This is a genomic window from Kitasatospora sp. NPDC047058 (genome assembly GCF_040643935.1).
GTDB lineage: Bacteria > Actinomycetota > Actinomycetes > Streptomycetales > Streptomycetaceae > Kitasatospora.
Genome location: NZ_JBEYVJ010000037.1, coordinates 13,292 through 40,255, shown reverse-complemented (window position 1 = coordinate 40,255; position 26,964 = coordinate 13,292). Strand labels below are relative to the sequence as shown.

Sequence of the window (26,964 nt, the reverse complement as noted above, 5' to 3'; positions counted from 1 at the left end):
CCCGGAAGCTAAGCCTCACAGCGCCGATGGTACTGCAGGGGGGACCCTGTGGGAGAGTAGGACGCCGCCGAACAATCATTCACAGAGAACCCCCGTCCGGGAAACCGGACGGGGGTTCTCTGCATTTCCCGACCCTTTCCCGACCCTTTCCCGACCCTCATTCCGAGTCCCGTCCGGCCGGTCGTCTCCGGCCGGCGCCCCGTCAAAATGGCGCTAAAACTGCCAGGTCAGCAGCCGGATCGGTGGTAAATCGCCCGATACGCCGTAGTCTCGAAGGTGAAGGGAACTGGTGTCCGGGGTGGTCCCCGGGCAGGGCCGGATCAAGAATGGTGCTCATGGGACGCGGCAGGCTGCGGATCTACCTCGGGGCGGTGCCCGGGGTCGGCAAGACCTACGCCATGCTCGCCGAGGCACACCGGCGGCTGGAGCGAGGCACCGACGTCGTGGCGGCGTTCGTCGAGGACCACGGGCGGCAGCACACCGCGGCGCTGGTCGCCGGCCTGGAGGTCGTACCGCGCCGTGCGCTGACGCACCGGGGGACCGCGTTCACCGAGATGGACCTGGACGCCGTGCTGGCCCGCCGGCCGCAGGTGGCCCTGGTGGACGAGCTGGCGCACACCAATGTGCCGGGGAGCCGCAACGGCAAGCGGTGGCAGGACGTCGAGGAGCTGCTGGCGGCCGGGATCGATGTGATCTCGAGCGTGAACATCCAGCACCTGGAGTCGCTGGGCGACGTGGTGGAGGGCATCACCGGGGTCCGGCAGCGTGAGACCGTGCCGGACGAGGTGGTCCGGCGGGCCGACCAGATCGAGCTGGTCGACATGGATCCGCAGGCCCTGCGGCGCCGGCTGGCGCACGGCAACGTGTACGCGCCGGAGAAGATCGACGCGGCCCTCGCCAACTACTTCCGCCCGGGGAACCTGACCGCGCTGCGCGAGCTGGCGCTGCTCTGGACGGCCGACCGGGTCGACGAGTACCTGCAGAAGTACCGCGCCGAGCAGGGGATCAAGGGCACCTGGCAGGCTCGCGAGCGGATCGTCGTCGGCCTGACCGGCGGCCCGGAGGGCGCGACGCTGATCCGCCGGGCCGCCCGGATCGCGGCCCGGGGCTCCGGCGGTGAGCTGCTGGCCGTGCACATCTCCCGTTCGGACGGCCTCGTCGGATCGGGCTCCTCGCAGACGCTGATCGAGCAACGGGCGCTGGTGGAGAGCCTGGGCGGTTCCTACCACGCCGTCCTCGGCGACGACCCGGCGAGCGGATTGCTGGACTTCGCCCGAGGCGTCAACGCGACCCAGATCGTGCTGGGCACCAGCCGCCGCCCGGCGTGGCAGTACCTCTACAGTCCGGGTGTCGGCACCACCGTGACCCGGGCGTCCGGCGACATCGACGTGCACATCGTCACCCACGAGCACGCCGCGAAGGGCCTCGGCCGGGTGCCGGTCCGCAAGGTCACCGACCTCGGCCGGCCGCGGGCCGTCGCAGGGTGGTTGATCGGTCTCGGCGGGCCGCCGCTGCTCGCACTGCTGCTGACCCACCTGGAGGGCCTCGGGCTCTCCACCGACATGCTGCTGTTCCTCTCGCTGACGGTGTGTGCGGCGCTGGTCGGCGGGCTGTTCCCGGCGATCGCCTCGGCCCTGGTCGGCTCCAGCGCACTGAACTACTACTTCGCGCCGCCGATCCACACCTTCACCATCGACGAGCCGCAGAACATCATGGCGGTGGCCATATTCACCGCAGTCGGCATCGCGGTGGCCTCGGTGGTGGACCTCGCGGCCCGGCGCACCCACCAGGCGGCCCGCAGCCAGACCGAGGCGCAGACGCTCAGCGCGCTGGCCGGCACGGTGCTGCGCGGCGCTCCGGGCGGGGACGGCGTGCTGACCGCCCTGTTGGAGCAGGTCAGGGAGACCTTCCAGCAGGACTCCGCCGTGCTGTTGGAGCGGCCCGACCCGCTCGGCCCGTGGCAGGCGGTCGCGGCGGCCGGCCCGCATCCGCCGGACCGGCCCGAGGCCGCCGACGTGGACGTCCCGGTCGGCGACACCCTGGCCCTGGCGTTGCGCGGCCGGGTGCTGCCCGCCGAGGACCGTCGGCTGCTCGGCGCCTTCGCCGCCCAGGCCGCGGTGCTGCTGGAGCGCCGCCGGCTGGCCGGGGAGGCGGCCGCGGCCCGCCGTGAGGCCGAGGGCAACCGGATCCGCACCGCCCTGCTCGCCGCCGTCTCGCACGACCTGCGCACCCCGCTGGCCGGGATCAAGGCCTCGGTCACCTCGCTGCGGTCGGCGGACGTCGAGTGGGACGAGGAGGACGAGGCCGAGCTGCTGGCCGGCATCGAGGCCGGGGCCGACCGGCTCGACCACCTGATCAACAACCTGCTCGACATGAGCCGGCTGCAGACCGGCACCGTCACCCCGCTGATCCAGGAGACGGACCTGGACGAGGTGGTGCCGTTCGCGCTCGGTGGGGTTCCGCCGGAGGCCGTCCGGCTGGACGTCCCGGAGACGCTGCCGATGATCCGGGCCGACGGCGGGCTGCTGGAACGCTCGCTCGCCAACCTGGTCGAGAACGCGGTCAAGTACAGCCCGGCCGGGGTGAAGGTGCTGGTCAAGGCGGATGCGCTGGTCCCGGCGGGTGGTCCCGGACGGGTCGAGCTGCGGATCGTCGACCGCGGTCCGGGCGTGCCGGAGGACGCCAAGGAACGGATCTTCGCGCCGTTCCAGCGGTACGGGGACGCGCCGCGCGGTGCCGGGGTGGGCCTCGGGCTGGCCGTGGCGCGGGGCTTCGTCGAGGCGATGGACGGCACCGTCACCGCCGAGGACACCCCGGGCGGCGGTCTCACCATGGTCGTCACCCTCCCGGCCGCCGCCCGCCCGCCCGAAGCGCCCGGACCTGCGGGACCCGCCGGATCCGCCGGATCCGCCGACCCGACCGGGCCGTCCGGGAGACCTGCGAGCCCGGCCGGTCCGACCGAGCCGCCCGGGGCGGCGGCCGGCCTCCCGTTCCCCGCATGATCCGTACGACCACCCCCTTCCGACAGCTGTGAAAGGCGGAGCCCGCATGACCCGGGTCCTCGTCGTGGACGACGAACCGCAGATCGTCCGCGCGCTGGTGATCAACCTCAAGGCCCGCAAGTACGAGGTGGACGCGGCCCACGACGGCGCGAGCGCGCTGGAGCTGGCCGCGGCCCGTCACCCCGACGTGGTCGTCCTCGACCTGGGCCTGCCCGACATGGACGGCGTCGAGGTGATCAAGGGACTGCGCGGCTGGACCAGGGTCCCGATCATCGTGCTGTCCGCCCGGCACGCCTCCGACGAGAAGGTGGAGGCGCTCGACGCCGGTGCCGACGACTACGTCACCAAGCCGTTCGGCATGGACGAGCTGCTCGCCCGGATGCGCGCGGCCGTCCGCCGGGCCGAGCCGGTGGCCGGTGAGGACGGATCCCTGGTGGTCACCGACAGCTTCACCGTCGACCTCGCCGCCAAGAAGGTGAACCGGGACGGCACCGACGTCCGGCTCACCCCGACCGAGTGGCACCTGCTGGAGGTCCTGGTCCGCAACGCCGGGCGGCTGGTCAGCCAGACCCAGCTGCTCCAAGAGGTCTGGGGGCCGGCCTACCGGACCGAGACCAACTACCTGCGGGTCTACCTGGCCCAGTTGCGGCGCAAGCTGGAGCGCGATCCCTCGCACCCGCGGCACTTCATCACCGAGCCGGGCATGGGGTACCGCTTCGAGAGCTGAGCGGTCCACGGCGTCCGGGAGGTCCGCCGATACCCGTGGCGGGTACCGCGGCGGGCTCGCGGCCTGCCGCGGGGGGCCCGGGAGCCGGTAGCCTTTCCGTCATGAGTGGTGACATCAGCAGCGACCAGCCGCAGGGCCGCTTCCGCCGTTTGCTCAGCCGGCTGACCTCCTCCGCGGAGGAGCTGCAGGCGGAGGAGCTGCGCCAGGAGAGCGCGGCGGAGTCGGGCTGCACTCCGATCGCCAGTTGCGGGGACCGTGAACTGGTCACCGTCGCCGGCACCCTGCGCACCGTGACGCTCCGCCCGCGGGCCGGGGTGCCCGCGCTGGAGGCCGAGCTCTTCGACGGCACCGAGGCGCTGGACGTGGTCTGGCTCGGCCGCCGCTCGATCGCGGGCATAGAGCCCGGCCGCCGGCTGGTCGCCAGCGGCCGGATCAGCCACGCACGCGGGCGCCGCGTGCTGTTCAACCCCCGCTACGAGCTGCGTCCGGTCGGACACGGGAGCGAATGAGCGTGAGCAACCAGCCCGGCGGCGAGCCCGCCGCCCAGCTAGGCCTGGCCGAGGCCCCCGGCGACGACGAGGCGGCCCGACAGGCGGCCGCCTCCAAGGAGGCCGCCGAGAACGTGATGCAGGCCTTCGGCGGCGTGCGCGGCATGATCGACATGACGCTGCCCGGCCTGGTCTTCATCGTGACGTTCAACATCACCCACCAGGTTTCGGCGGCCGCCTGGGCCGCGCTCGGCCTGAGCGCCCTGTTCGTGGTGGCGCGGCTGGCCAAGCGGGAGACCGTACAGCACGCCTTCAGCGGCGTGTTCGGGGTCGCCATCGGGGCCTGGATCTCGATGAAGACCGGCAAGGCGGAGAACTTCTACCTGCCCGGCCTGCTTTGGAACGTCGGCTACTGCATCGGCCTGGCCGTCTCGGCGCTGGTGCGCTGGCCGCTGATCGGGGTGATGCTCGGCCCGGTCACCGGCGAGATGTTCACCTGGCGCAAGGAGAACCCGGGCCGGCTGGCCGCCTACACCAAGGCCACCTGGGCCTGGGTGGTGATCATGGGCATCAAGCCGCTGATCCTCTTCCCGCTGTACTTCACCCACAACGTCAACCTGCTCGGCTGGCTCAAGGTCGCCCTGGGCATCCCGCCGATGCTGCTGGCGATGTACGTCACCTGGCAGATCCTGCTGAAGGCGCCGCCGCCGATCAAGGCGCAGCTGGACGATGAGCAGGAGCCGGACGGGGAGCCCGCCGCGGCCGACCGGAAGTAAGCCACGCCCGGCCTGAGCCACGCCCGGCCTGAGCCACGCCCGGCCCGAGCCGTCCGACCACGCGGGAGGGCCCGCACTCGACATCCGAGTGCGGGCCCTTCCGGCGTTCTGCGGGGCGTCCGCCCCCGGCTGCTACTGGGCGCCGGAGGAGGCCGAGAGCAGGGTCTCCAGCTCCTCCTCGCGCTCCTGCGCGGCGACGAAGAGCAGCTCGTCGCCGCCCTCCAGGGTGTCGTCCTTGCCCGGGGTGAGCACCCGGCCCTCGCGGATGATGGTCACCAGCGAGGTGTCCGGCGGCCACGGCACGTCGCCGACCCGGGTGCCGACCAGCGCGGTGTCGGCGGCGAGGGTGAGCTCGACGAGGTTGGCGTTGCCCTGGCTGAAGCGCATCAGCCGGACCAGGTCGCCGACGCTGACGGCCTCCTCGACCAGGGCGGACATCAGGCGCGGGGTGGAGACGGCGACGTCCACGCCCCAGGACTCGTTGAAGAGCCACTCGTTCTTCGGGTTGTTCACCCGGGCGACCACCCGCGGCACCCCGTACTCGGTCTTCGCGAGCAGCGAGACGACCAGGTTGACCTTGTCGTCACCGGTCGCGGCGATCACCACGTGGCAGCGCTGCAGGGCGGCCTCGTCCAGCGAGGTGATCTCGCAGGCGTCGGCCAGCAGCCACTCCGCCATCGGGACCCGCTCCACCGAGATGGAGTTCGGGTTCTTGTCTATCAGCAGGACCTCGTGGCCGTTCTCCAGCAGCTCGCCCGCGATCGAGCGGCCGACTGCACCGGCCCCGGCAATGGCGACTCGCATCAGTGACCCTCCTTCTCCGGGCCCTGCGCGAACGCGGCCTCGACGGCCGTGAGGTCGGCGCGGCGCAGCATCACGTGCACCAGGTCGCCCTCCTGGACCACCATCTGGGGCGCGGGCAGGACGCCCTCGCCGAGCCGGGTGACGAACGACACCCTGGCGCCGGAGGCCTCCTCCAGCTCGCTCAGCCGGTGACCGACCCAGTGCGGGTGGTAGGCGACCTCGGCGAGCTGGACGGTGCCGCTCGGGTCCTGCCAGAGCGGCTCGGCGCCGCTCGGCAGCAGCCGGCGCAGCATCTGGTCGGCCGTCCAGCGGACGGTGGCGACGGTCGGGATGCCCAGGCGCTGGTAGACCTCGGCGCGCCGGGGGTCGTAGATCCGGGCCGCGACGTTCTCGACGCCGAAGTTCTCCCGGGCCACGCGCGCGGCGATGATGTTGGAGTTGTCACCGCTGGAGACGGCGGCGAACGCGCCGGCCTCCTCGATGCCCGCCTCCTTGAGGGTGTCCTGGTCGAAGCCGACACCCGTCACCCGGCGTCCGTTGAATCCGGCGCCCAGTCGGCGGAAGGCGGTCGGGTCCTGGTCGACGACGGCGACCGAGTGGCCCTGTTTCTCGAGCGCTCTCGCGAGGGCGGAGCCCACGCGGCCGCAGCCCATGATGACGATGTGCACCGGTGTTACCTCACCCGTCCTGTTGGGGTCTTGACCTGCGCAAACACCGTTCGTCATCCTTCCCCGCCCCGCTGTCCGGGGCGAGCGTTCTCGTGGTCGCACGGCTCGACAACCTGAGTGTTGCCCGCCTGCTCGTATCCGACACGCTAGCCGGTCCACCGAACACAGTCGCGACGAAGGGGGGGACATGAGTCGGAGCTTGGGGCGAACTGCCCCTACGATTCCATCGTGCCTATGCCGACTGACCTTCCGAAACGCATCCTGATCGGGCGTGCGCTGCGCAGCGACAAGCTCGGGGAAACGCTGCTCCCCAAGCGCATTGCGCTGCCCGTCTTCGCCTCGGACGCACTCTCCTCGGTCGCGTACGCGCCCGAGGAGATCCTGCTGACCCTCTCCCTGGCGGGTGCGTCGGCCATCCATTTCTCGTGGCAGATCGGCGTCGTCGTCGCCATCGTGATGCTCGCGGTGGTGGCCTCGTACCGGCAGAACGTGCACGCGTACCCGAGCGGCGGTGGCGACTACGAGGTCGCCACCGTGAACCACGGCCCCAACTCCGGCCTGGTGGTCGCGAGCGCGCTGATGGTGGACTACATCCTCACCGTGGCGGTCTCGACGACCTCCGGGGTGGCCAACGTGGTCTCCGCCGTGCCGTCCTTGCGCGGCCACGAGCTCACCCTCTCGGTGGTCGTGGTCATCCTGCTGATGGGCATGAACCTGCGCGGGGTCCGCGAGTCCGGGTCGGCGTTCGCCGTTCCGACGTACGCCTTCATGGTCGGCGTGATCGGCATGGTGGTGTACGGCGTGGTCCGGCACTTCGGGTTCGGCCAGGAGATGCCCGCCGAGAGCGCGGGCTTCCACCTGGAGGCCACCGCCGGCAACGAGTCGCTGGCCGGTTTCGCGATGGTGTTCCTGCTGCTGAAGGCGTTCTCCTCGGGTTGTGCCGCGCTGACCGGTGTCGAGGCGATCTCCAACGGCGTGCCCGCATTCCGCAAGCCGAAGAGCAAGAACGCCGCGACGACGCTGCTGATGATGGCCTCGATCGCCGTCGTGATGTTCATGGGGATCATCTGGCTGGCCCGGCTCACCGGTGTCCAGATGGCCGAGGAGCCCGCCGAGCAGCTGATCGGCGCGGGCAGCGACTACCACCAGAAGACCGCGCTCGCCCAGATCAGCGAGGCGGTGTTCTCCAACTTCACGCCCGGCTTCTACTTCGTCGCCGCGGTGACCGGCCTGATCCTGGTGCTGGCCGCCAACACCGCGTTCAACGGCTTCCCGGTGCTCGGCTCGATCCTGGCCCAGGACCGCTACCTGCCGCGCCAGCTGCACACCCGTGGTGACCGGCTGGCCTTCTCCAACGGCATCATCCTGCTGGCGCTGGCGGCGATCCTGTTCATCATCGCCTTCGACGCCGACCCGACCCGGCTGATCCAGCTGTACATCGTCGGCGTCTTCGTGTCGTTCAACATGAGCCAGTCCGGCATGATCCGGCACTGGACGAGGTTGCTGCGCTCGGAGACGGACCCGGCCAAGCGCCGCCACATGCAGCGCAGCCGGGCGATCAACACCTTCGGCCTGGTGATGACCATGGCCGTGCTGATCGTCGTCCTGGCGACGAAGATCAGCCACGCCTGGATCGCGATCGCCGCGATGGTCGTGCTGTTCGTGATGATGAAGGCGATCCGCCGGCACTACGACCGGGTCTCCCACGAGCTGGTCGCCGCCGAGGAGCCGGACGACGTGGTGCTGCCCACCCGGGTGCACGCCATCGTGCTGGTCTCCAAGCTGCACAAGCCGGCCCTGCGTGCCCTGGCGTACGCGCGGCTGGCCCGGGCCCACACGCTGGAGGCCGTCACGGTCAACGTGGACCCGGCGGACACCGCGGCGCTGCGCCAGGAGTGGGACGAGCGCGGCATCGAGGTGCCGCTCAAGGTGCTGGACTCGCCGTTCCGCGAGATCACCGGGCCGGTCCTGGACTACGTCAAGAACCTGCGCCGGAGCAGCCCGCGCGACGTGGTCTCGGTGTACATCCCCGAGTACGTGGTCGGCCACTGGTACGAGCACCTGCTGCACAACCAGAGCGCGCTGCGGCTCAAGGGCCGCCTGCTGTTCAAGCCCGGGGTGATGGTGACCTCGGTGCCGTGGCAGCTGGAGTCCTCCGAGCGGCGGAAGCCGCAGAAGGCCTGGTCGGCGCCGGGTGCCGTCCGGCGTGGCGAGCCGCGGGCGCCGAAGGCCGTAAAGTCGAATGTCTCCGCATCGCCGGACGCACCGTCCGGCGGTGAGGCCGCCGGCTCCGCTGACAGCAGCAAGGACTCCTCCCAGTGACCCGCAACACCCCGTCCCGCTCCCACGGCTCGTCCGGTTCGTCCGGCGGCTCCGGCAAGGGCGCCCGCAAGGGCCGCGCCGGCAAGCCAGGTCAGGTCGCCCGGCCGCGCTGGGGCAAGCCGGTGCGCCCGGCCGCCACCGACCGCGAGGGCTACACCGCGCAGACGGCGCCGCTCGCACCGGGGGAGCGCGCCCCGGAGCCGTCCGAGCGCCCGGAGCGCGCGCCGCGCGCCGAGCGCCCGGCCGCTGCCGAGCCCCGGAAGGAGAAGGGCCGGGGCGGCGAGCGTCCGCGCAAGCAGACCGTCCGCCCGCCGAAGGCGCTGCGCACCGCCCGCCCCCCGCGCACCGAGGCCGCCCCCAAGGGCCCCGGCGGCGAGCCGCTGGTCGGCGAGCGCTACGAGGTCGAGGTCGGCCCGGTCGCGCACGGCGGCGGGCACTGCGTGGCCCGGCACGAGGGCCGGGTGCTGTTCGTGCGGCACGCGCTGCCCGGCGAGAAGGTCGTCGCGCTGGTCACCGAGGGCACCACGAAGTCGCGCTTCCTGCGGGCCGACGCGGTGGAGATCCTGGAGCCCGCCAAGGACCGGATCGTCCCGCCGTGCCCGTTCGCCGGGCCCGGCAAGTGCGGCGGCTGCGACTGGCAGCACGTGACGCCCGGCGGGCAGCGCAAGCTCAAGGTGCAGGTGCTCACCGAGCAGCTCGCCAAGCTGGCCGGCCTCACCCCGGCCGAGGCCGGCTGGGACGGCAGCGTCGAGCCGGTCGGCGGCAAGCTCCCGGCCGGCCAGGTGCCGGCCTGGCGCACCCGGATGCAGTACGCGGTCGACCCGGCCTCCGGCAAGGTCGGGCTGCGCAAGCACCGCTCGCACGAGATCCAGCCGGTCGACCGCTGCCTGATCGCCTCCGAGGGCGTCACCGAGCTGGGCATCGAGTCCCGTGACTGGCCGGGCGTCGCCACCGTCGAGGTGATCGCCGCGTCCGGTTCCTCCGACCGCCAGGTGGTGCTCACCCCGGAGTCCGGCGCCCAGCTGCCGCTGGTCGAGCTGGACAAGCCGGTGTCGATCAGCCGGATCGACGACCAGGGCAACGTCCACCGGGTGCACGGCCGCACCTTCGTGCGCGAGCGGGCGGCCGGCCGTACCTGGCGGGTGAGCAACGGCGGCTTCTGGCAGATCCACCCCGAGGCCCCGGACACCCTGGTCGACGCCGTCCTGGACGGCCTGGACCCGCAGTGGGGCGAGAACGCGCTCGACCTGTACTGCGGCGTCGGCCTGTTCGCCGGCGCGCTGGCCGACCGGGTCGGCGAGGACGGCGCGGTGCTCGGAATCGAGTCGTCCAAGCAGGCCGTGATCGACGCCCGGCACAACCTGGCCGTGCTGGACAACGTCCGGATCGAGTGCGACCGGGTCGAGACGCTGCTGCCGCGCACCGGCATCACCGCCACCGACCTGATCGTCCTCGACCCGCCGCGGGCCGGGGCCGGCCGGGAGACCGTCGCCCACCTGGCCGGCCTGGAGGCCCGCCGGATCGCCTACGTGGCCTGCGACCCGGCCGCGCTCGCCCGGGACCTCGCGTTCTTCCGCGAGGGCGGCTACCGCCCGGTCTCGCTGCGCGCCTTCGACCTGTTCCCGATGACCCACCACTTCGAGTGCGTGGCCATCCTGGAGCCCGTCGGCGAGTAGCCCGACGGGCCGGACGCGGCGTGACACGGAGGCGGTACCCGGGGTCCGGGTGCCGCCTCCGTGCGTCGGGCCGTGGTGACGGGCGCCGCTCAGCGCAGGTTCTGTTCCTCTTCCTCCGTGCTGTGCGGCAGGCTGATGCCGTGCTGGGCGGCGAGCCGGAGGAGTCCGGCGATGCGGCCCTCGTACGCCTGGACGCCGTCGGCGTCCCCTTCGGCGCGTGCGGCGGCGAGGTCCTTGCGGGCCTGGATGAGCTGCTCGCGCAGCTCCTGGTCGAACAGGGCTGTCATTGCCGGCCTCCACACCGGTCGGTGCCGCTCCAGGGAATGCTCGGGGCAGTTCAGAGTCTCGGAAGGTGAAGAACTCTTCAAGTCTCGCTCCTCGGGGCCGCTCCGCAGGCGTCTCCGCGCCGGTTCCGGAGGGTGATCCGGGAGATCCGGCCGCTGCGGGTCGTCCGTGCGTGGGTTGGGGGCGGGTCCGGGCGGGCAGGGCGCTTGCAGGGCGCGCGGTGGGTGAGCATGCGCCCTTGTTGTGCTAGCACTTCGGCGCTAGCTTGAGGGTCATGGGTAAGAAGCAGCTGAACGTCCGGGTGGACGCCACCACCGCGGAGATGGCCCGGGAGCGGGCGGAGCAGCAGGGGATCAGCATGAACCAGTACATCGAGCGCCTGGTCCAGCAGGACATGGGCGAGGCCGGCCGGGCGTTCGTCGACGCCGCCGCGCAGTTCATGAAGGAGTACGAGACGGCGTTCCTGGCCGAGTTCGGTGGCACCGCCGACCTCCAGGACGTGCGCCGTTGAACCTGGAGGTCGACCTCTCGTGGCTGCTCATGACCGCCGAGCAGTACACGCCCGGTGACCCGCAGGTCACCGACTACGGATCCCTGCTCGCGGCGGTCGCCCGCCACCAGGCCGAGATCTTCGACATCGCGGTCTACCCCGAACCGCAGGACCGCGCCGCCGCCCTGATGCACCAGTTGATCCGGGTGCCGGCCCTGGAGAAGACCAACGAACTGTTCGCCACCGCCGTCGCGTACGCCTACCTGGTGGCCAGCGGCTGCACGGTCGCGACCACCGCCCGCGAGGTGCGCAGCCTCGCCAGGGCCATCCGCGAGGGGCGGATCGGCGTGTCCGGGGTCGCCGAGCGGCTGGCCGCGTGGGTGGTGGACGAGGCCGAGGGCGAGGGCGTCAGCGGCGAGGACGACGAGGACTCGGACTGAGCCGGAGGGGTGGCCCCCGCCGGTCACGCCCCGGGTGCACCGTCCGGCGCGGGCTCGGCGATCAGCGCCGTCGCGAACGGGCGGAAGCCGGCCCGGCGGTAGATCCGGGCGACGTCCTCGTCGGCGGCGGACAGGAAGACCGTCCGCACGCCGTTGGCCCGCGCGTGCGCGACCAGCGCCGCGGTGACCGCGAGGCCGAGGCCCTGCCGCCGCCCCGACGGCAGGGTGCCGACGCCGGCCACCTCGGTGACCGGCCCGACCGGGTTGTGCTGGCCCGCGCAGAGCGCGACGCCGTCCCGGACGGCCGCGGCGAGCACGGTCTGCCCGGCGGTGATCCGCCCGGCGATCCGTGCGACCGTGCCGTCCGCCGCCGACTTCGCGGCGGCCGCGGCGAGCTCGTCCGGTCCGGCGGTGCCCAGCGCGGTACCGGGTTCGCCGAACGCCAGGTGCGGGACGGCCACCGCGCTCGCCAGGTCCGGGTCGTCGGCGGCCAGGACCCGCACCGACACGCCCTCGGGCAGCACCCGGTCCGTCGGGGCGGGCTCGTCCTCCGGTGCGAGCACCAGCAGCGGGTGCTCGTGCACCACGAGCCCGGCCTCCTCGACCGCCGCGCGCAGCTGCGGGTCGTGCTCGGCCACCCACTCGAACGCCTCCGGAACGCCCAGCTCGCGCTGGCGGGCCAGTACCCGGCGGACGTCCTCGGCGGTGGCGGCCTGGCCGCCGTGCCCGAGCGTCGGGCGGGCGTAGTACGGCCAGCCGCTGCCCTCGCGGACGAACAGGCTCAGCGGGCCGAAGTCCTCGACGCGGGCCGCGGCGCGCGGCACGGCGTCGTAGTAGCGCTCGATCCCGGCGAGGAGGCCGGGGGACGCGGAGCGGGCGGGATCAAGATCGTCAAGGGTCACGTCCTGCATCCTGGCAGGCTCGTCGTGGACCTGCCAGTGTTTTGCCCGCGATCCCGAGGTGTCGCCCGCCCGGGTCCCGCCGCCCCGGGCCGCGCCGGCCGGCGCGGGAGGGAGCCCGGGCATATCGGGCGGATTGTTGCCGAACGCTTACCGGCCGGGCGATCTTGCGTGTGGACGCCATGGCATTCTGGGGCCTTTACAGCTCTGCCGGACCGGAACGGCGGACGTCCGTGCTGGGAGAGGCGAGGGGGATGGACAGGCTCATGAGGCTCTGCTTTCTGGTCGAGGAGCACTACCGGCACGACGGCATGCCGCTCGACGTGGCGCGCCAGCTCACCGCCTGGGGCCACCGGGTCGACGTGCTGCGCCCCGGCGACTCGCTGATGGCGATCTCCGAGTCGGTCCGGGCCGGCAGCCATGACGCCTGGGTGCTCAAGACCGTCTCCGGCGGCCCCGGCCTCACCCTCCTCGAAGCGGCCGCCGCGGTCGGCCTCACCACGGTCAACGACGTCCGCTCCATCCGCGGCGTCCGGGACAAGGCGCTCGCCGCGGTGATCGCCCGCACCCGCGGCCTGCCCGTCCCGGTCACCTACGCCGCCGCGCGGTGGGAACGGCTCGCGGAGATCCCCGCCTCCGAGTACCCACTGGTCGTCAAGCCCGCCGACGGGAGCTCCGGGCGGGCCGTCCGGCTCGTCCGCACCTCCGACGAACTGCTCGCACTCGGCCCCCTGCTCGCCGGCGAGGGCCTGCTGATCGCCCAGCCCTACGTGCCCAACTCCGGAACCGACCTCAAGGTGTACTGCGTCGACGGCGAGCTGTACGCGACCGAGCGGTGCTCGCCGCTGCACCCCGGGCAGGGCGTGCGCGAGCGGCAGGTGCCGCTCCCCGCCGAGGTCGCGCGGATCGCCGCCCAGGTGGGCGAGGTGTTCGGGCTCGACCTGTACGGCGTGGACGTGCTGCTCGGCCCGGACGGGCCGGTGGTCGTCGACATCAACGACTTCCCCAGCTTCCGCCAGGTGCCGGACGCGGTCGCCCGGGTCGCCCGGGCGGTGCTGCGGCTGGCCCGCACCGGGACGGCGGTCTCGGCCCCGGCGCCCGCGCTCGTTCCCGAGCCGACGGCGGTGCCGGTGCCGGATGCGGTGCGGCTGCCCGTGCAGGGTGCCGCGGTGCACGGTGCGGTCGTGGGCGGTGCGGCGGTGGGCGTCGGCGGGGTGCTCGGGGTCGGCGGGGCGGGGTTCGTCAACGGCGTGGTGGGCGGAGCGGTATGAGGGTCTGCCTGCTCACGCCCGACCCCGGCCACCCGCTGCTCGCCGCCACCGCGGCGCTGCTCGCCCCGGACCACCGGGTCGAGAGCCTCGACCCCACCACCGGCGACACCCCGCCCGACGGGCGGCTCGGGCCCGGCCCGCTCGCCGACGTCTACCTGCTCAAGGCCCGCACCCCGCAGGCGCTCGCGCTCGCCCGCCACCTGGAGGAGCGCGGCGCCCCCGTGATCAACTCGGCGGCCGCGACCGCGTTCTGCCAGGACCGCACGGCCATGGCCGACCTCGCCGACCGGGCCGGCCTGCCGTTCGCCGCGACCCGTACCGCCGCGGGAATCGCCGAGCTGGCGGAGTCGGTGGGACCGGAGGACCGTGCTGCCGGGCTCGCCGGCGCGGGCCCGCTGCCGGCCACCGGGCTGCGCTACCCGATCGTGGTCAAGAGCCGCCACAGCCGCCGCCACGACCTCGTCGCCCGCGTCGACGGGCCCGAGCAACTGCGTGCCCTCGCCGCCCGGTGGCCCGGCGAACCCGTGATCGCCCAGCCCTACCTCGCCAACACCGGCTGGGACCAGAAGCTCTGGGTGGTCGACGGGCAGGTCTTCTGCGACCGCCGCCGCTCCGAGCTCGCCCCCGGTGCGGGTCTGCCCGCCGGCGGCGAAGGCCGCTTCGGCCCCGCCGAGCTGCCCGCCGACCGCGCCGCGCTGGCCCGCCGGGTCGGCGAGGTCTTCGGCCTCGACGTCTACGGCGTCGACCTGCTCGACGGGCCCGCCGAACCCGTCATCGTCGACGTCAACGCCTTCCCGGGCATCCGCGGCCAGGCCGGCGCCCCCGAGGCGCTCGCCGCGCTCGCCCTGCGCGCCGCCGCCCGGGGCGGCGGGAACCCCCGGCTCCCCGGCCGGTGTCCCGGCCTGCTCCCTGACCGGCCTGCGGGCCAGCTCCCGGGTGTGCCCCCGGGCGTGCTCCCGGGCCTGCTCCCCGGTCAGCTCCCCGGTCAGCGGGATGCGCCGCCGCGCACCGCCGGTCGTTAGGCTTGCCCTTCCGGCCGGGACGCACGACCGGATGGCGAGAGAAGACGGACGTTGCTGCAGGACATCGAGCCCTACCTGGCGTGCCCGCACTGCGCGCAGGCCCTCACCCTCGACGGGCGCACCCTGCGCTGCCCGGGCGGGCACAGCTTCGACATCGCCAAACAGGGCTACGTGAGCCTGCTCGCCGGCGACGCCCACACCGGCACCGGTGACACCGCCGAGATGGTCGCCGCCCGCAGCGACTTCCTCGCCGCCGGCCACTACCGCCCGATCGCCGACGCGCTCGCCGACGCCGCCGCGGCCACCGCCCCCGAAGGCCTCGTCGCCGACCTCGGCGCCGGCACCGGCCACTACCTCGCCCATGTGCTCGACGCCCTGCCCGCCCGGCCCGGCGCCGCCCTCGACATCTCCAAGTACGCGCTGCGCCGCGCCGCCAAGGCCCACCCCCGGATCGGCGCCGTCGTCTGCGACGCCTGGCGCCCGCTGCCGCTGCGGGACGCCTCCGCCGGCCTCGTCCTGAACGTCTTCGCCCCGCGCAACGGCCCCGAGATCCGCCGTGTGCTGCGCCCCGGCGGCACCCTGCTGCTGGTCTCGCCCACCCCGCGCCACCTGCGCGAACTGGTCACCGCGCTCGGGCTGCTGTCGGTCGACGAGGAGAAGCAGCGCCGGATCGACGAGAAGCTCGGCCCCCACCTCACCCCGGCCGGGCGGCAGGAGGTCGAGTTCACCCTGCGGCTCTCCGCCGCCGACGTCCGCACCGTCGTCGGCATGGGCCCGAGCGCCTGGCACACCGACCGCGAGCGGCTGGCCGCCCGCCTCGCCGGGCTGCCCGACCCGGTCGAGGTCACCGCCTCCGTCACGGTCGCCGCCTACCGGCGCTGAGCGGGGCGTTCGCGCCCCGCGCCCGCCCACCTCGTTGGGATGAATCTGCCGGGCAGGCACGTTTCTGCCGCCCGGGCGGCGGCTAACGTCCGACGGGTGAACCGCGACGCCACCCGGCCCGCCGTGCCGGCCCACCCCCACCAGCGGACCTCGGACCCCGGCCTGCGGACCTCGGACCCCGGCCTGCGGACCCCGGAACCCGGCCGGTGGGTCCCGGACCCCGACCCGCGCGCGCCCGACCCCGGCCGTCCGCCCGCACAGCGCCCCACCGTCGAGGAGCTGCGGCTCACCTCGTTCAAGTCGTACCGGCGCGCGAGCCTGCCGCTCGCGCCCCTCACCGTGCTGCACGGGCCGGCCGGCGTCGGCAAGTCCAACGCGCTCGACGCCCTCGCCGTCCTCTCCCGCCTCGCCCTCGGCGAGGAGATCACCGACTCGCTCGACGGCCTCCCCGGGCGGCCCGGCCCGCTCGCCGCCCCCGTCCGCGGCGGCCTCGCCGGCTGCGTACCGCACGGCCGCAACGCCCTCATCCTCGGCTGCACCGTCCGCTCCGCCGACGGGCCGATCGGCCTCGAAGTCGTCGTCCGCACCGACGGCCCCGTCCGGATCGCCCGGGAACAGCTCACCCTCGACGGCCGGACCCTGGTGGAGACCGGCGAACAGGACCTCCGGCACCAGCGGATCAACGTCAGCTGGCACAACGACACCCGGCAGGGCGACATCCGCGCGCCCTTCCCCAACACCGCCCTGATCACCGCACAGCTCCCGCTGCGCGTCGCCGGCTCCTCGGCCGGCGAACGCACCGTCCTCGCCGCCGCGGAACAGCTGCTCACCGCCCTGCGCGAGGTGTTCCCCGTCCACCCCGTGCCCGCCCTGATGCGCGGCTGGGCCCGCCCCGACCCGCAGGCCCGGCTGCTCAGCACCGCCGCCAACATCTCCGCCGTCATCGCCCGGCTCAGCAACGAGTGCTCCCGCCGCTACGGCCAGCTGCTGCGCGTCGTCCAGTCCGCCGCCCCGCACCCGCTGCTCGGACTCGACCTGGCCCGGCGCGGGATCGGCACCGGCGAACGCGTCCTCGCCGTCTTCGACGAGGGCGTCCTCGGCCGCACCGGCGCCGACCAGGCCTCCGACGGCATGCTGCGCCACCTCGCGTTCGCCGCCGTGCTGCTGACCGGCGCCGGCGTCCTCGACCTCGACCCCGCCGCCGAGGTGCCCTGGGCGCACCGGCAGCTCACCGTGCTCGCCGGGGACCTCGGCGCCGGGCTCGGCACCGAACAGACCGCGTCGCTGCTCCGGCTCGCCCGCGACATGGCCGGGCGCAACCAACTGCGGGTCCTGGCCGCGCTGCAGGAGCCGGCCGCCGCCCGGGAGGCGCTCGGCGGGGACGGGGAGCTGCCGCCGGGCGTGGCGCTGGTCGAGTGCCGGCGCGACCCGGGGTCCGGCCACACCGTGCTGCGTGCCGAGACCGCGCGGGTGCCGGCCCAGGGCGGTGCGCGGGGCGCGGGGGCGGACGGGGTGGGCGGGGCCGTGACCTCGCCGGTGACCGGACCGGTCGCCGGCGGGGCGCCCGGGGCGGTGGGCGCGTCCGGGGATGCGGTAGACCTGGAGGGGTGAGTGAACGAGTGACGGAGCCCGCGGACCCGACCCTGGAGAGCCTGCGCCGGCGGCTGACGGCGTTCGCCGCGGCCCGCAGCTGGGAGCCCTTCCACACGCCGAAGAACCTGGCGGCGGCGCTGACCGTGGAGGCCGGCGAACTGCTGGAGATCTTCCAGTGGCTCACGCCCGAGCAGGCTGCGGCGGTGATGTCCGACCCGGACCGCGCGCACCGGGTGCGGGACGAGGTGGCCGACGTCCTCGCCTACCTGCTGCAGTTCTGCACGGCGGTCGGCGTGGACCCGCTGACCGCCCTGGCGGCCAAGATCGACCGCAACGAGCTGCGCTTCCCCGTGCCCGGTCAGGGCGGTGGATCCGGGGCCGACGTCAAGCCGGACGTGGACGAATAGCCCTTGCGGGGGAAGGAAGTTTTCCACAACCCCCGGGTTGTCCACAGGTTCTGATGTGGTGGCTGCGCCGATCCGCTTCCCGGCGCACGCTTTCGCCGTGACCAGGTGCCGCCGCGGTCGAGCGGCCGCGGCAGCACGGCGAGAACGTGCGGAAGGAGTGGCGGCCGATGGAGGCGCTGCGACTGATCAAGACGGCCCGGCACGCCCTGGCCGAGGCCAGGAACGTGCCGGACGTGCTGGCCGAGGCGCGGCAGGCCGCGCTGCTCACCGAGGCGGTCGGCGCCCGGCTCGCGGAGCTGGACGACGGCGAGTCGGCCGGCCTCGGCCAGCAGCTCGCCGAGGCCGGCAGCCATGCGGCGGGCTGCCTGGACCACTCCTCGGGGGAGTCCTCCGCCCTGGCGGGTCTGGGCGCGGGCGGCCGGGCCGGGCGGCTCACCGAACTCGGCGCGCCGGCCCCGGTGCTGGCCGAGCTCGGCGGGCTGCTGCGGGACGTCGGCGAGACGCTGGTGGTGCTGGCCTGCGGCGCCGACACCGAGAGCCTGTACTGGACGTGCATCGACGGGGTCGACGCGGCCGCCGACTGCACGGACCTCGTCACCCGCTTGGGGCGGGTGGTGCGGCAGGCGGACGGGGAGTGCGCACCGGAGCCGGCGGAGCCTGCGGCGCCCGGCCCACCGGTGCCGCCTCAGACCTCGGCGGCGGAGCGGCCGTTACTCGTGCTCAGGCTCGGCCCGCCGTCCGGCCGGTCGGCGGCCCCGGCGGCGCCGGACGACTGCAGCTCCGCGAGGTCCGCGGTCACCGAGGCGAGCAGCTCCTGCATCTGCTCCAGCAAGGTCTTCGGAGGGGCCGGCAGCGCCGACGCGTCGGCAGCCGGATGCTGCGGCACGGCGGATGCCTCGGACCAGGGTTCGGACATGAGCGGACCTCTTCGGATCGGTAGTGCGGTGTGAAGCGGCTGATGGCGGCCCGGAGCGCCGGAGCCGCCGCCGCTGCAACGAACGAACCGCCCGGTGGCGGGTCACCGGGCACCGCTCAATGCGGTCCGACTCCCGTCGGCGGTCGGCCTCCCGGGTGAGGCGGGGTTGCCATCCCCGAGCCGCCTCGGTGAGGGCGTTTCCGGCCGGACGGGCGACAGGTCTGGCGGCCGGCAGGTCGGCCGGGTAGGCGGGCGGGCCGCGGACGGGCGGGCCGCGGACGGGCGGTCGTGCGAAGGAAAACCGAAGGGCCCGGCGCCGTGGTGGCGCCGGGCCCCGGATCCCGGGAGGAAGGGGATCAGTTGTGGGCGTGCAGCTCCGCGTTGAGGCCGCCCCAGGAGCCGGAGCGGGCGATGACCTCGACCGCGCCGGTCTGGGAGTTGCGGCGGAAGAGCAGGTTGTCCTGGCCGGACAGCTCCACGGCCTTCGCCACCTTGCCGTCCGGGGTGGTGACCCGGGTGCCGGCGGTGACGTAGAGGCCGGCCTCGACCACGCAGTCGCTGCCCAGCGAGATGCCGATGCCCGCGTTGGCGCCGAGCAGGCAGCGCTCGCCGACCGAGACGACCTGCTTGCCGCCGCCGGACAGGGTGCCCATGATCGAGGCGCCGCCGCCGATGTCGCTGTGGTCGCCGACCACGACGCCCGCGCTGATCCGGCCCTCGACCATGGAGGTGCCCAGGGTGCCGGCGTTGAAGTTGACGAAGCCCTCGTGCATCACGGTGGTGCCGGAGGCGAGGTGCGCGCCGAGCCGGACGCGGTCCGCGTGGGCGATGCGCACGCCCGAGGGGGCGACGTAGTCGGTCATCCGCGGGAACTTGTCGATCCCGTACACGGCGAGCTGGCCGCCCTGGGCGCGGACCGCCAGGCGGGCCTGCTCGACCTTGTCCACCTGCACCGGGCCGATGCTGGTCCACGCGACGTTGGCCAGCAGGCCGAAGAGGCCGTCCAGGTTCTGGCCGTGCGGCTTGACCAGGCGGTGGCTCAGCAGGTGCAGGCGCAGGTAGGCGTCGTGCGCGTCGACCGGCTTCTCGTCCAGCGAGGCGATCGTGGTGCGCACGGCGACCACCTCGACGCCGCGGCGCGCGTCGGCGCGCAGCGCCTCGGTCGCTCCGGCGCCCAGCTCGGCCTCGGCCTGCTCGGCGGTCAGGCGGACGGTGCCGGCCGGGCCGGGCTCGGCGGCCAGCGAGGGGGCGGGGTACCAGGTGTCGAGGATGGTGCCGTCGGCGGCGATGGTGGCCAGACCTGCGGCGACGGCGCCGCTTGCGAGGGAGGTGGATTCTGCAGTCACATCGTGCACGTTAACGAATGCGGGCCCCCGGTGCCGAACACGCTCACCGTGCGGACAGGCCGTCCGCGGCTCCCGTCCCGGTCCGCGCGCAGGCGGACGGCGGGGCCGGGCGCCCGCGAAAAGCCGGTGCCCGGGTGCCCGCTCCTCGGCAATACTCGGGCAGGTGTTCATGTCGATCTCCACCACCGGTACGGCCGAGAGCCCGGCCACCGACCTGGGCTTCCTGCTGCACAAGCACCCGGGCAAGGTCCAGCGGTTCTCGACCTCGCACGGCGAGGCCCACGTCTTCTACCCCGAGGCCGGCGACGAGGCCTGTACGGCCGCGCTGCTGCTCGACGTCGACCCGATCGCGCTGGTCCGCAAGGGCCGGGGCAAGGGCCGCGGCGGCTCGCCGGACTTCGCGCTCGCCCAGTACGTCAACGACCGCCCCTACGCGGCCTCCTCGCTGCTCGCGGTGGCGCTGCGGACGGTGTTCCGGACGGCGATGAAGGGCGTCTGCGAGGCCCGCCCCGAGCTGGCCGGGCAGCCCCGTCCGCTGCGGATCTCGCTGCCCGCCGTGCCGGCCAACGGCGCGGGCGATGGCGGCGGGCCGGCGATGGCGGGCCGGCTGTTCGAACCGCTGGGCTGGCAGGTCGAGGCGTCGGCGATCCCGCTGGACGAGACCTTCCCCGAGTGGGGCGAGTCGCGCTACGTCCGGCTGGAGCTGTCCGCGGCGGGGATCCGTCTCGCGGACGCGCTGCAGCAGCTGTACGTGCTGCTGCCGGTGCTCGACGGTGCCAAGCACTACTGGGTCGCCCCGGACGAGGTGGACAAGCTGCTCGTCGCCGGCGAGGGCTGGCTGGCGGACCACCCCGAGCAGGCGCTGATCGCGCGCCGCTACCTGTCCCGGCGGTGGACGCTCACCCGGCGGGCGATGGAGCGGCTGGAGCTGGCGCGGCTGGCGGAGGCCGACGACCGCGAGGTCGAGGAGATCGACAACGCGGTCGACGACACCGCCGACGAGACCGAGTCGCAGGAGACGCACGCGCAGGAGCCGGCACCGCCGGGGGCGGTGCCGCAGGAGCAGCGGTCCGCGGCGGACGACACCGCCGGCGAGAAGCCGGCCTCGCTGGCCGAGCAGCGTCGGACGGCCATCCTGGCGGCGCTGCGCGAGGTCGGGGCGGCCAGGGTGGCCGACCTCGGCTGCGGGCAGGGCGAGCTGATCGGCGCGCTGCTCAAGGACGCCCGGATCACCGAGGTGCTCGGCGTGGACGTGTCGGCCCGTGCGCTGACCGCGGCCGCGCGCAAGCTGCGGCTGGAGCGGATGTCCGAGCGCATGGCGGCCCGGGTCAAGCTGGTCCAGGGCGCGCTGACGTACACGGACGCGCGGCTCAAGGGATTCGACGCGGCGGTGCTCTGCGAGGTGATCGAGCACCTGGACCTGCCCCGGCTGCCGGCCCTGGAGTACGCGGTGTTCGGAGCGGCCCGCCCGGCGGCGGTGGTGGTCACGACCCCGAACGCCGAGTACAACGTGCGCTGGGAGAGCCTGCCGGCCGGGCACGTCCGGCACGCCGACCACCGCTTCGAGTGGGACCGCGCCGAGTTCCGGGCCTGGGCCGAGCGTGTCACGGCGGCGTACGGCTACACCGCGGTGATCCGCCCGGTCGGGCCGGAGGACCCGGAGGTGGGTGCGCCGACCCAGCTCGCGCTGTTCCGCATCGGCACGGCTGCCGAGCCCGGGCCGACGTCCGCGTCCGCGCCCGGGACCGCGTCCGCGATCACGTTCGAGGCCGCTCCCGCGTCCGCGGGCGTGAGTGCCGACCCGAAGCCCGCCGGGACCACCACGACGCCCGAAGGGGGCGAGACCCGATGACCGACGACGCACAGTCCCCGAAGCCCACCACCGACGCCCCCACCACCGACGCCCCCGTGACGGAGGCACCCGCGATGAAGGCTCCTGCAACGGAGACCCCCGCGACTGAGGCCCCCGAGCCGGACGGGCCCGTCCCGGACGCCACTCCGCAGGCCGCCGCCAAGCCCCGCCGCCTCCCGGTCACCGACGTCTCCCTCGTCGTCCTGATCGGCACCAGCGGCGCCGGGAAGTCGAGCTTCGCCCGCAAGCACTTCCTCCCCACCCAGGTGGTCTCCTCCGACTTCTGCCGTGGTCTGGTGGCGGACGACGAGAACGACCAGTCCGCCTCCGCCGAGGCCTTCGACGTGCTGCACTACATCGTCGGCAAGCGCCTCGCCGCGGGCCGGCTGACCGTCGTGGACGCCACCAACGTCCAGCCGGAGGCCCGCAAGCAGCTGGTCCGGATCGCCCGCGAGCACGACGTGCTGCCGATCGCGATCGTGCTGGACGTCCCGCCGGGCGTCTGCGCCGAGCGCAACCGGAGCCGGCCCGACCGGCAGCTGCCCGCGCACGTGGTCCCGCGTCAGCACCGCGAGCTGCGTCGCTCGCTACGCGGCCTGGAGCGCGAGGGCTTCCGCAAGGTGCACATCCTGCGCGGCGAGGCGGAGGTGACGGCCGCCGAGATCGTGCCGGAGAAGCGCTTCAACGACCTGCGCCACCTCACCGGCCCGTTCGACATCGTCGGCGACATCCACGGCTGCCGCTCCGAGCTGGAGACCCTGCTCACCCGGCTCGGCTACACGCTGACCCGGGACGAGGCCGGCCGGCCGGTGGACGCCGCGCACCCCGCGGGCCGCACCGCCGTCTTCGTCGGCGACCTGGTCGACCGCGGCCCGGACACGCCGGGCGTGCTGCGCCTGGTGATGGGCATGGTCGCGGCCGGGCACGCGATCTGCGTGCCGGGCAACCACGAGAACAAGCTCGGCCGGGCGATGGACGGCAAGAAGGTGACCGTCTCGCACGGCCTCCAGGAGTCGCTGGACCAGCTGGCGGGGGAGTCGGAGGAGTTCCGCGCCGAGGTCCGGGCGTTCATGCGGGGCCTGGTCAGCCACTACCTGCTGGACGGCGGTGCCCTGGTGGTCTGCCACGCCGGCCTGCCGGAGAAGTACCACGGCCGGGCCTCCGGCCGGGTGCGCTCGCACGCGCTGTACGGGGACACCACCGGCGAGACCGACGAGTACGGCCTGCCGGTGCGCTACCCGTGGGCGGAGGAGTACCGGGGCAAGGCCCTGGTGGTCTACGGCCACACGCCGGTGCCGGTGGCGAGCTTCCTCAACAACACCATCTGCCTGGACACCGGCTGCGTCTTCGGCGGCAGCCTGACCGCGCTGCGCTACCCGGAGCGCGAGCTGGTGGGCGTCGAGGCCGAGCAGGAGTGGTACGCGCCGGTCCGGCCGATGCACACGGACGCGCCGGGTGCCCGCGAGGGCCGTCCGCTGGACCTCGCCGACGTGGCCGGCCGTCGGGTCGTGGAGACCTCGCTGCACGGCCGGGTCGCCGTGCGCGAGGAGAACGCGGCCGCGGCGCTGGAGGTGATGAGCCGGTTCGCGATCGATCCGCGGCTCCTCGCCTACCTGCCGCCGACCATGGCGCCGAGCGCGACCTCGCGCCGCCCCGGTTACCTCGAGCACCCGGAAGAGGCCTTCTCCGCCTACCGCGAGGACGGCGTCCGCGAGGTGATCTGCGAGGAGAAGCACATGGGCTCCCGCGCGGTGGTGCTGGTCGCCCGGGACGGTGCGGCGCTGGAGAAGCGGTTCGGCCTGGCCGGGCCGGGGGCCATCTGGACCCGCACCGGCCGGGCGTTCCTCGGCGACGACGAGCTCACCGCCGCCGTCCTGGGCCGGCTGCGGGCCGCCGCCGAGCGGGCCGGGGTCTTCGACGAGCTGGACACCGGCTGGCTGCTTCTGGACGCCGAGCTGATGCCGTGGTCGCTGAAGGCCGCCGAGCTGCTGCGGCGTCAGTACGCGGCGGTCGGTGCGGCGGCGGGTGCGGCGCTGCCGCAGGTGCTCGCCGCACTGGAGCGGGCGGCCGGGCGCGGGCTTGACCTCTCCGAGCTGACGGCACGCCAGCGGCAGCGCGCCGCCGACGCGGAGGCGTTCACCGAGGCGTACCGGCGGTACTGCTGGCCGACCGAGGGGCTGTCGGGCATCCGGCTGGCGCCCTTCCAGGTGCTGGCCGCCGAGGGGGCGAACCTGGCGGTGCGCCCGCACGATGAGCACCTCGCCTGGATCGACCGGCTGGTCGAGGCCGACCACGCGGCCGAGCCGCAGGCACCCGTCCTGCACCGCACCGGTCGGCTGCTGGTGGACACCACCGACGAGGCGTCCGTCGCCGCGGGCGTGGTCTGGTGGGAGGAGCTCACCGGGGCCGGCGGCGAGGGCATGGTGGTGAAGCCGCTGGCGTCGATGGTCCGGGGCGCGGCGGGGCAGGGGCGTCCGGGCGGGCTGATCCAGCCCGGCGTCAAGGTCCGTGGCCGCGAGTACCTGCGGATCATCTACGGTCCGGACTACACGCAGTACCTGGACCAGCTGCGCCAGCGGTTCCTCGGGCACAAGCGCTCGCTGGCGCTGCGCGAGTACGCGCTCGGCCTGGAGGCGCTGGACCGGCTGGCGGCGGGCGAGCCGCTGTGGCGGGTGCACGAGCCGGTGTTCGCCGTGCTCGCCCTGGAGTCGGAGCCGGTCGACCCGCGGCTCTAAGGCGGGCCTCGTGGACCGGCCCGGGCCGCGCGGTCAAGCCGCGGGGCCCGGGCCGGTCCGTCCCGTCCGGGGCGGGACGGGCGGCCCGGGCGGGCCGGGTCCGAGCGGGCGGGCCGGAGGTCTTTGCATATAAATTCCGAGTGTCGTATACAATTGCCGCTTCGCGTTCCCGTCCCGTCACCCCAGGAGCCCGGCATGGCGTTCAACCTCCGGAATAGGCACTTCCTCAAGGAGCTCGATTTCACGCCCCAGGAGTTCCGCTTCCTGGTGGACCTCGCCGCCCAGCTCAAGGCGGCGAAGTACGCGGGTACCGAGCAGCCCCGGCTGCGCGGCAAGAACATCGCGCTGATCTTCGAGAAGACGTCCACCCGGACGCGCTGCGCCTTCGAGGTGGCCGCCCACGACCAGGGCGCCTCCACCACCTACCTGGACCCGTCCGGTTCGCAGATCGGCCACAAGGAGTCGATCAAGGACACTGCACGGGTGCTCGGCCGGATGTTCGACGGCATCGAGTACCGGGGCCACGGCCAGGCGGTCGTCGAGGAGCTGGCCGCCCACGCCGGCGTCCCGGTCTGGAACGGCCTCACCGACGAGTGGCACCCCACCCAGATGCTCGCCGACGTGCTGACCGTCCAGGAGCACACCACCAAGCCGCTCACCGAGGTGGCCCTCGCCTACCTCGGCGACGCCCGCTCCAACATGGGCAACTCGCTGCTGGTCACCGGCGCCCTGCTCGGCATGGACATCCGGATCGTCGCCCCCCGGGCGCTCTGGCCCACCGAGGAGGTGCAGAAGGCGGCACAGGCGCTCGCGGAGACCAGCGGCGCCCGGATCACCCTCACCGAGGACGTCGACGAGGGCGTGGCCGGTGCCGACTTCCTCTACACCGACGTGTGGGTCTCGATGGGCGAGCCCAAGGAGGTCTGGGCGGATCGGATCGCGCTGCTCAAGCCGTACCAGGTGTCGATGGACACCGTCCGGGCCACCGGCAACCCGGCCGTGAAGTTCCTGCACTGCCTGCCCGCCTTCCACGACCTCGGCACGGTGGTCGGGCAGCAGATGTTCGAGGCGACCGGGATGGCCGAGCTGGAGTGCACCGACGAGCTGTTCGAGTCGGAGCACTCCGTGGTGTTCGACCAGGCGGAGAACCGCCTGCACACCATCAAGGCCGTCCTGGTCGCCACGCTGGGCTCGTAAGGATCCCTGCGGGCCCGGCCTCACGGCTCCAGCTTCACGCAGGCGGCCCGGTCGCCCGCGCGGTGCGAGCCGGCCGGGGTGCCCGCGTGCAGGACCAGCGAGCGGGCCTCGCCCGGCCGGGGCTGCCAGGCCACGGCGGCGGCGGAGCTGCCGTTGCCCTGCCGGTCGGTGCGCAGCGTGAGCCGCAGCTCGTTGCGGTCGTTGGCGTACGCGGGGTCGGCGGACGGCCGGACCGGGTCCACGACGTCTTGGTAGTGCGGGCCGGACGCGGCCGGGTCGGCCCCGCACGAGCCGGTGTGCAGGTGCACCGGGAACTCGTGGTCGGGGGCGAGCCCGGCCGCGGTCAGCGTCAGCACCGTTCGCCCCGGCCACGTGCGGTCGACCACCACCCGGACGTGTGAGCCGTACGGCACGAGGTCGGGCGCGTGGCTGATCGCGGTCGGCGGGACGAAGGCCGTGGCCGGGTCGAAGTCGGCCTCGACGACCGAGACCGGTGAGACCGGCGAGGCGGGCGAGTCACCGGCGGCCGCCGGCAGGGTGGCCGGCGCGGCGGCCGGGGTCAGCAGGGCGAGGGGGAGCAGCGCGGCGGCGAGCGGAGCGGACATCGGCGGACCTTCCGGAGGCGGTGCGACGGACGCCCTGCTCAACGGCGTCCGGCCCCGACGGACACCCTCGGCCCACGGCGGACGCCCCCGGAACCGGGACATCTGCCCGGACCCGCGCCCTACGGGTGGCGGTGGGCGCCCTGGATGCCCCGGATCTCGCAGCGCGGCCCGCTCGCCCGCATCAGCCTGAGGTCCGCCGTGACCAGCGGCACTCCGAACTGCTCGGCGACCGCGACGTACGCGGCGTCGTCCGGTGTGAGGTTGTCCTTGAGCTCCCAGATGCGGCCGAGCAGCGGGCCCACCTCGACCTTGCGGATCGCCAGTCCGGGCAGTCGTGCCGCGAGTTCGCCGACCCGCTCGGCGGTCAGCTCCTTGGCCAGGTAGAGGCCGCGCAGCGACTGCATCACCTCGATGACGATGTGCTCGGGGGCCACCCACTGGCCGCCCGCGTCGAGTTCCGCCCGGGCCGCCGCCCCGCGCTCGCCCTCGTCGGCCAGCGCCAGTACCAGCGCGGACGCGTCCACCACGATCATCAGTCGGCCCCCGGCCTGTTCCGGCGTG

24 protein-coding genes are annotated in these 26,964 nt (G+C 74.0%); 17 read left to right on the top strand and 7 right to left on the bottom strand.

The window, feature by feature from the left end:
- Window positions 1–335 precede the first annotated feature (335 nt).
- The 4 genes from ABZ885_RS08670 to ABZ885_RS08655 all read left to right on the top strand — a co-directional run bounded on the left by ABZ885_RS08670 (window position 336) and on the right by ABZ885_RS08655 (window position 4,993).
- Window positions 336–3,002 carry a sensor histidine kinase KdpD gene (locus ABZ885_RS08670; protein WP_360185087.1) on the top strand — a complete coding sequence of 889 codons (2,667 nt, stop codon included), beginning with the start codon at window positions 336–338 and terminating at the stop codon, window positions 3,000–3,002.
- A 46-nt stretch (window positions 3,003–3,048) separates the two neighbouring features.
- The gene (locus ABZ885_RS08665; protein WP_360185084.1) at window positions 3,049–3,729 is read left to right on the top strand and encodes a response regulator; all 681 of its coding nucleotides are present in this window, start codon (window positions 3,049–3,051) and stop codon (window positions 3,727–3,729) included.
- Between the two features lie 101 nt (window positions 3,730–3,830).
- Window positions 3,831–4,238, top strand: coding sequence for an OB-fold nucleic acid binding domain-containing protein (locus ABZ885_RS08660; protein ID WP_360185081.1), 408 nt, complete (start codon window positions 3,831–3,833; stop codon window positions 4,236–4,238).
- A gap of 2 nt (window positions 4,239–4,240) precedes the next feature.
- A complete protein-coding gene (locus ABZ885_RS08655; RefSeq protein WP_360185079.1) occupies window positions 4,241–4,993 on the top strand; it encodes a DUF3159 domain-containing protein in 753 nt (250 codons plus the stop codon).
- A gap of 132 nt (window positions 4,994–5,125) precedes the next feature.
- Here ABZ885_RS08655 and ABZ885_RS08650 read toward each other — a convergent pair whose 3' ends face one another.
- Entirely contained in the window at window positions 5,126–5,797 is a 672-nt protein-coding gene (locus ABZ885_RS08650) for a TrkA family potassium uptake protein (RefSeq protein ID WP_360185076.1), read from the bottom strand.
- Window positions 5,797–6,465, bottom strand: coding sequence for a TrkA family potassium uptake protein (locus ABZ885_RS08645; protein ID WP_360185073.1), 669 nt, complete (start codon window positions 6,463–6,465; stop codon window positions 5,797–5,799). The genes ABZ885_RS08650 and ABZ885_RS08645 overlap by 1 nt, the downstream gene beginning before the upstream one ends.
- A gap of 228 nt (window positions 6,466–6,693) precedes the next feature.
- Here ABZ885_RS08645 and ABZ885_RS08640 point away from each other — a divergent pair, with 228 nt between their 5' ends.
- Together ABZ885_RS08640 and ABZ885_RS08635 are read left to right on the top strand one after the other, a co-directional pair.
- A complete protein-coding gene (locus ABZ885_RS08640) occupies window positions 6,694–8,787 on the top strand; it encodes an APC family permease (RefSeq protein ID WP_360185070.1) in 2,094 nt (697 codons plus the stop codon).
- Between the two features lie 320 nt (window positions 8,788–9,107).
- Window positions 9,108–10,463: a class I SAM-dependent RNA methyltransferase gene (locus ABZ885_RS08635; RefSeq protein WP_360185090.1), complete on the top strand. Its 1,356-nt coding sequence runs from the start codon at window positions 9,108–9,110 to the stop codon at window positions 10,461–10,463.
- An 89-nt stretch (window positions 10,464–10,552) separates the two neighbouring features.
- On the opposite strand, the gene ABZ885_RS08630 is transcribed toward ABZ885_RS08635, so the two are convergent.
- Complete coding sequence (locus ABZ885_RS08630) at window positions 10,553–10,750, bottom strand: hypothetical protein (RefSeq protein WP_360185067.1); 198 nt, start codon at window positions 10,748–10,750, stop codon at window positions 10,553–10,555.
- Window positions 10,751–11,022: 272 nt separating this feature from the next.
- On the opposite strand from ABZ885_RS08630, the gene ABZ885_RS08625 reads away from it, so the two are divergent.
- Both ABZ885_RS08625 and ABZ885_RS08620 read left to right on the top strand, forming a co-directional pair.
- Window positions 11,023–11,259, top strand: a complete 237-nt coding sequence (locus ABZ885_RS08625; RefSeq protein WP_360185064.1) for a toxin-antitoxin system HicB family antitoxin — start codon at window positions 11,023–11,025, stop codon at window positions 11,257–11,259.
- On the top strand, window positions 11,256–11,678 hold the full coding sequence (locus ABZ885_RS08620; protein WP_360185061.1) for a fic family toxin-antitoxin system, toxin component: 423 nt from the start codon (window positions 11,256–11,258) through the stop codon (window positions 11,676–11,678). Before ABZ885_RS08625 ends, ABZ885_RS08620 begins: the two co-directional genes overlap by 4 nt.
- Before the next feature lie 23 nt (window positions 11,679–11,701).
- Here the strand turns inward: ABZ885_RS08620 and ABZ885_RS08615 are convergent, their stop codons facing one another.
- Window positions 11,702–12,589, bottom strand: a complete 888-nt coding sequence (locus ABZ885_RS08615) for a GNAT family N-acetyltransferase (protein WP_360185059.1) — start codon at window positions 12,587–12,589, stop codon at window positions 11,702–11,704.
- Window positions 12,590–12,843: 254 nt separating this feature from the next.
- Between ABZ885_RS08615 and ABZ885_RS08610 the strand changes: the two genes are divergently transcribed.
- The 6 genes from ABZ885_RS08610 to ABZ885_RS08585 all read left to right on the top strand — a co-directional run bounded on the left by ABZ885_RS08610 (window position 12,844) and on the right by ABZ885_RS08585 (window position 18,702).
- Window positions 12,844–13,848: an ATP-grasp domain-containing protein gene (locus ABZ885_RS08610; RefSeq protein ID WP_360185056.1), complete on the top strand. Its 1,005-nt coding sequence runs from the start codon at window positions 12,844–12,846 to the stop codon at window positions 13,846–13,848.
- Window positions 13,845–14,870: an alpha-L-glutamate ligase gene (locus ABZ885_RS08605; RefSeq protein ID WP_360185053.1), complete on the top strand. Its 1,026-nt coding sequence runs from the start codon at window positions 13,845–13,847 to the stop codon at window positions 14,868–14,870. The genes ABZ885_RS08610 and ABZ885_RS08605 overlap by 4 nt, the downstream gene beginning before the upstream one ends.
- Before the next feature lie 51 nt (window positions 14,871–14,921).
- Window positions 14,922–15,752, top strand: coding sequence for a putative RNA methyltransferase (locus ABZ885_RS08600; protein ID WP_360185050.1), 831 nt, complete (start codon window positions 14,922–14,924; stop codon window positions 15,750–15,752).
- Between the two features lie 96 nt (window positions 15,753–15,848).
- On the top strand, window positions 15,849–17,363 hold the full coding sequence (locus ABZ885_RS08595; protein WP_360185047.1) for an ATP-binding protein: 1,515 nt from the start codon (window positions 15,849–15,851) through the stop codon (window positions 17,361–17,363).
- Window positions 17,360–17,752 (top strand): nucleotide pyrophosphohydrolase, encoded by a 393-nt coding sequence (locus tag ABZ885_RS08590; RefSeq protein WP_360185044.1) that lies wholly within the window; start codon window positions 17,360–17,362, stop codon window positions 17,750–17,752. Before ABZ885_RS08595 ends, ABZ885_RS08590 begins: the two co-directional genes overlap by 4 nt.
- Window positions 17,753–17,919: 167 nt before the next feature.
- Entirely contained in the window at window positions 17,920–18,702 is a 783-nt protein-coding gene (locus ABZ885_RS08585) for a DUF6099 family protein (protein WP_360185041.1), read from the top strand.
- A gap of 322 nt (window positions 18,703–19,024) precedes the next feature.
- Here the strand turns inward: ABZ885_RS08585 and dapD are convergent, their stop codons facing one another.
- Window positions 19,025–20,014, bottom strand: coding sequence for a 2,3,4,5-tetrahydropyridine-2,6-dicarboxylate N-succinyltransferase (gene dapD / locus ABZ885_RS08580; protein WP_360185038.1), 990 nt, complete (start codon window positions 20,012–20,014; stop codon window positions 19,025–19,027).
- A gap of 163 nt (window positions 20,015–20,177) precedes the next feature.
- Between dapD and ABZ885_RS08575 the strand changes: the two genes are divergently transcribed.
- The 3 genes from ABZ885_RS08575 (at window position 20,178) to argF (ending at window position 25,798) form a co-directional block, all read left to right on the top strand.
- Entirely contained in the window at window positions 20,178–21,866 is a 1,689-nt protein-coding gene (locus ABZ885_RS08575; protein ID WP_360185035.1) for a 3' terminal RNA ribose 2'-O-methyltransferase Hen1, read from the top strand.
- Window positions 21,863–24,601: a polynucleotide kinase-phosphatase gene (locus ABZ885_RS08570; protein WP_360185032.1), complete on the top strand. Its 2,739-nt coding sequence runs from the start codon at window positions 21,863–21,865 to the stop codon at window positions 24,599–24,601. Before ABZ885_RS08575 ends, ABZ885_RS08570 begins: the two co-directional genes overlap by 4 nt.
- Before the next feature lie 195 nt (window positions 24,602–24,796).
- Window positions 24,797–25,798, top strand: a complete 1,002-nt coding sequence (gene argF, locus ABZ885_RS08565; RefSeq protein ID WP_360185029.1) for an ornithine carbamoyltransferase — start codon at window positions 24,797–24,799, stop codon at window positions 25,796–25,798.
- A gap of 20 nt (window positions 25,799–25,818) precedes the next feature.
- On the opposite strand, the gene ABZ885_RS08560 is transcribed toward argF, so the two are convergent.
- Both ABZ885_RS08560 and ABZ885_RS08555 read right to left on the bottom strand, forming a co-directional pair.
- Window positions 25,819–26,403: a superoxide dismutase family protein gene (locus tag ABZ885_RS08560; RefSeq protein ID WP_360185027.1), complete on the bottom strand. Its 585-nt coding sequence runs from the start codon at window positions 26,401–26,403 to the stop codon at window positions 25,819–25,821.
- Between the two features lie 119 nt (window positions 26,404–26,522).
- Window positions 26,523–26,936, bottom strand: a complete 414-nt coding sequence (locus tag ABZ885_RS08555; protein ID WP_360185024.1) for a type II toxin-antitoxin system VapC family toxin — start codon at window positions 26,934–26,936, stop codon at window positions 26,523–26,525.
- Window positions 26,937–26,964: the final 28 nt, after the last annotated feature.

Bases quoted from the DNA above. Each gene is read 5' to 3' on its own strand.
- ABZ885_RS08615 (WP_360185059.1), bottom strand. From the start codon at position 12,589: ATGCAGGACGTGACCCTTGACGATCTTGATCCCGCCCGCTCCGCGTCC.
- ABZ885_RS08560 (WP_360185027.1), bottom strand. From the start codon at position 26,403: ATGTCCGCTCCGCTCGCCGCCGCGCTGCTCCCCCTCGCCCTGCTGACC.
- ABZ885_RS08605 (WP_360185053.1), top strand. From the start codon at position 13,845: ATGAGGGTCTGCCTGCTCACGCCCGACCCCGGCCACCCGCTGCTCGCC.
- ABZ885_RS08660 (WP_360185081.1), top strand. From the start codon at position 3,831: ATGAGTGGTGACATCAGCAGCGACCAGCCGCAGGGCCGCTTCCGCCGT.
- ABZ885_RS08585 (WP_360185041.1), top strand. From the start codon at position 17,920: ATGGAGGCGCTGCGACTGATCAAGACGGCCCGGCACGCCCTGGCCGAG.
- ABZ885_RS08610 (WP_360185056.1), top strand. From the start codon at position 12,844: ATGAGGCTCTGCTTTCTGGTCGAGGAGCACTACCGGCACGACGGCATG.
- ABZ885_RS08570 (WP_360185032.1), top strand. From the start codon at position 21,863: ATGACCGACGACGCACAGTCCCCGAAGCCCACCACCGACGCCCCCACC.
- ABZ885_RS08650 (WP_360185076.1), bottom strand. From the start codon at position 5,797: ATGCGAGTCGCCATTGCCGGGGCCGGTGCAGTCGGCCGCTCGATCGCG.
- ABZ885_RS08625 (WP_360185064.1), top strand. From the start codon at position 11,023: ATGGGTAAGAAGCAGCTGAACGTCCGGGTGGACGCCACCACCGCGGAG.
- ABZ885_RS08665 (WP_360185084.1), top strand. From the start codon at position 3,049: ATGACCCGGGTCCTCGTCGTGGACGACGAACCGCAGATCGTCCGCGCG.
- argF (WP_360185029.1), top strand. From the start codon at position 24,797: ATGGCGTTCAACCTCCGGAATAGGCACTTCCTCAAGGAGCTCGATTTC.
- ABZ885_RS08670 (WP_360185087.1), top strand. From the start codon at position 336: ATGGGACGCGGCAGGCTGCGGATCTACCTCGGGGCGGTGCCCGGGGTC.
- ABZ885_RS08555 (WP_360185024.1), bottom strand. From the start codon at position 26,936: ATGATCGTGGTGGACGCGTCCGCGCTGGTACTGGCGCTGGCCGACGAG.
- ABZ885_RS08630 (WP_360185067.1), bottom strand. From the start codon at position 10,750: ATGACAGCCCTGTTCGACCAGGAGCTGCGCGAGCAGCTCATCCAGGCC.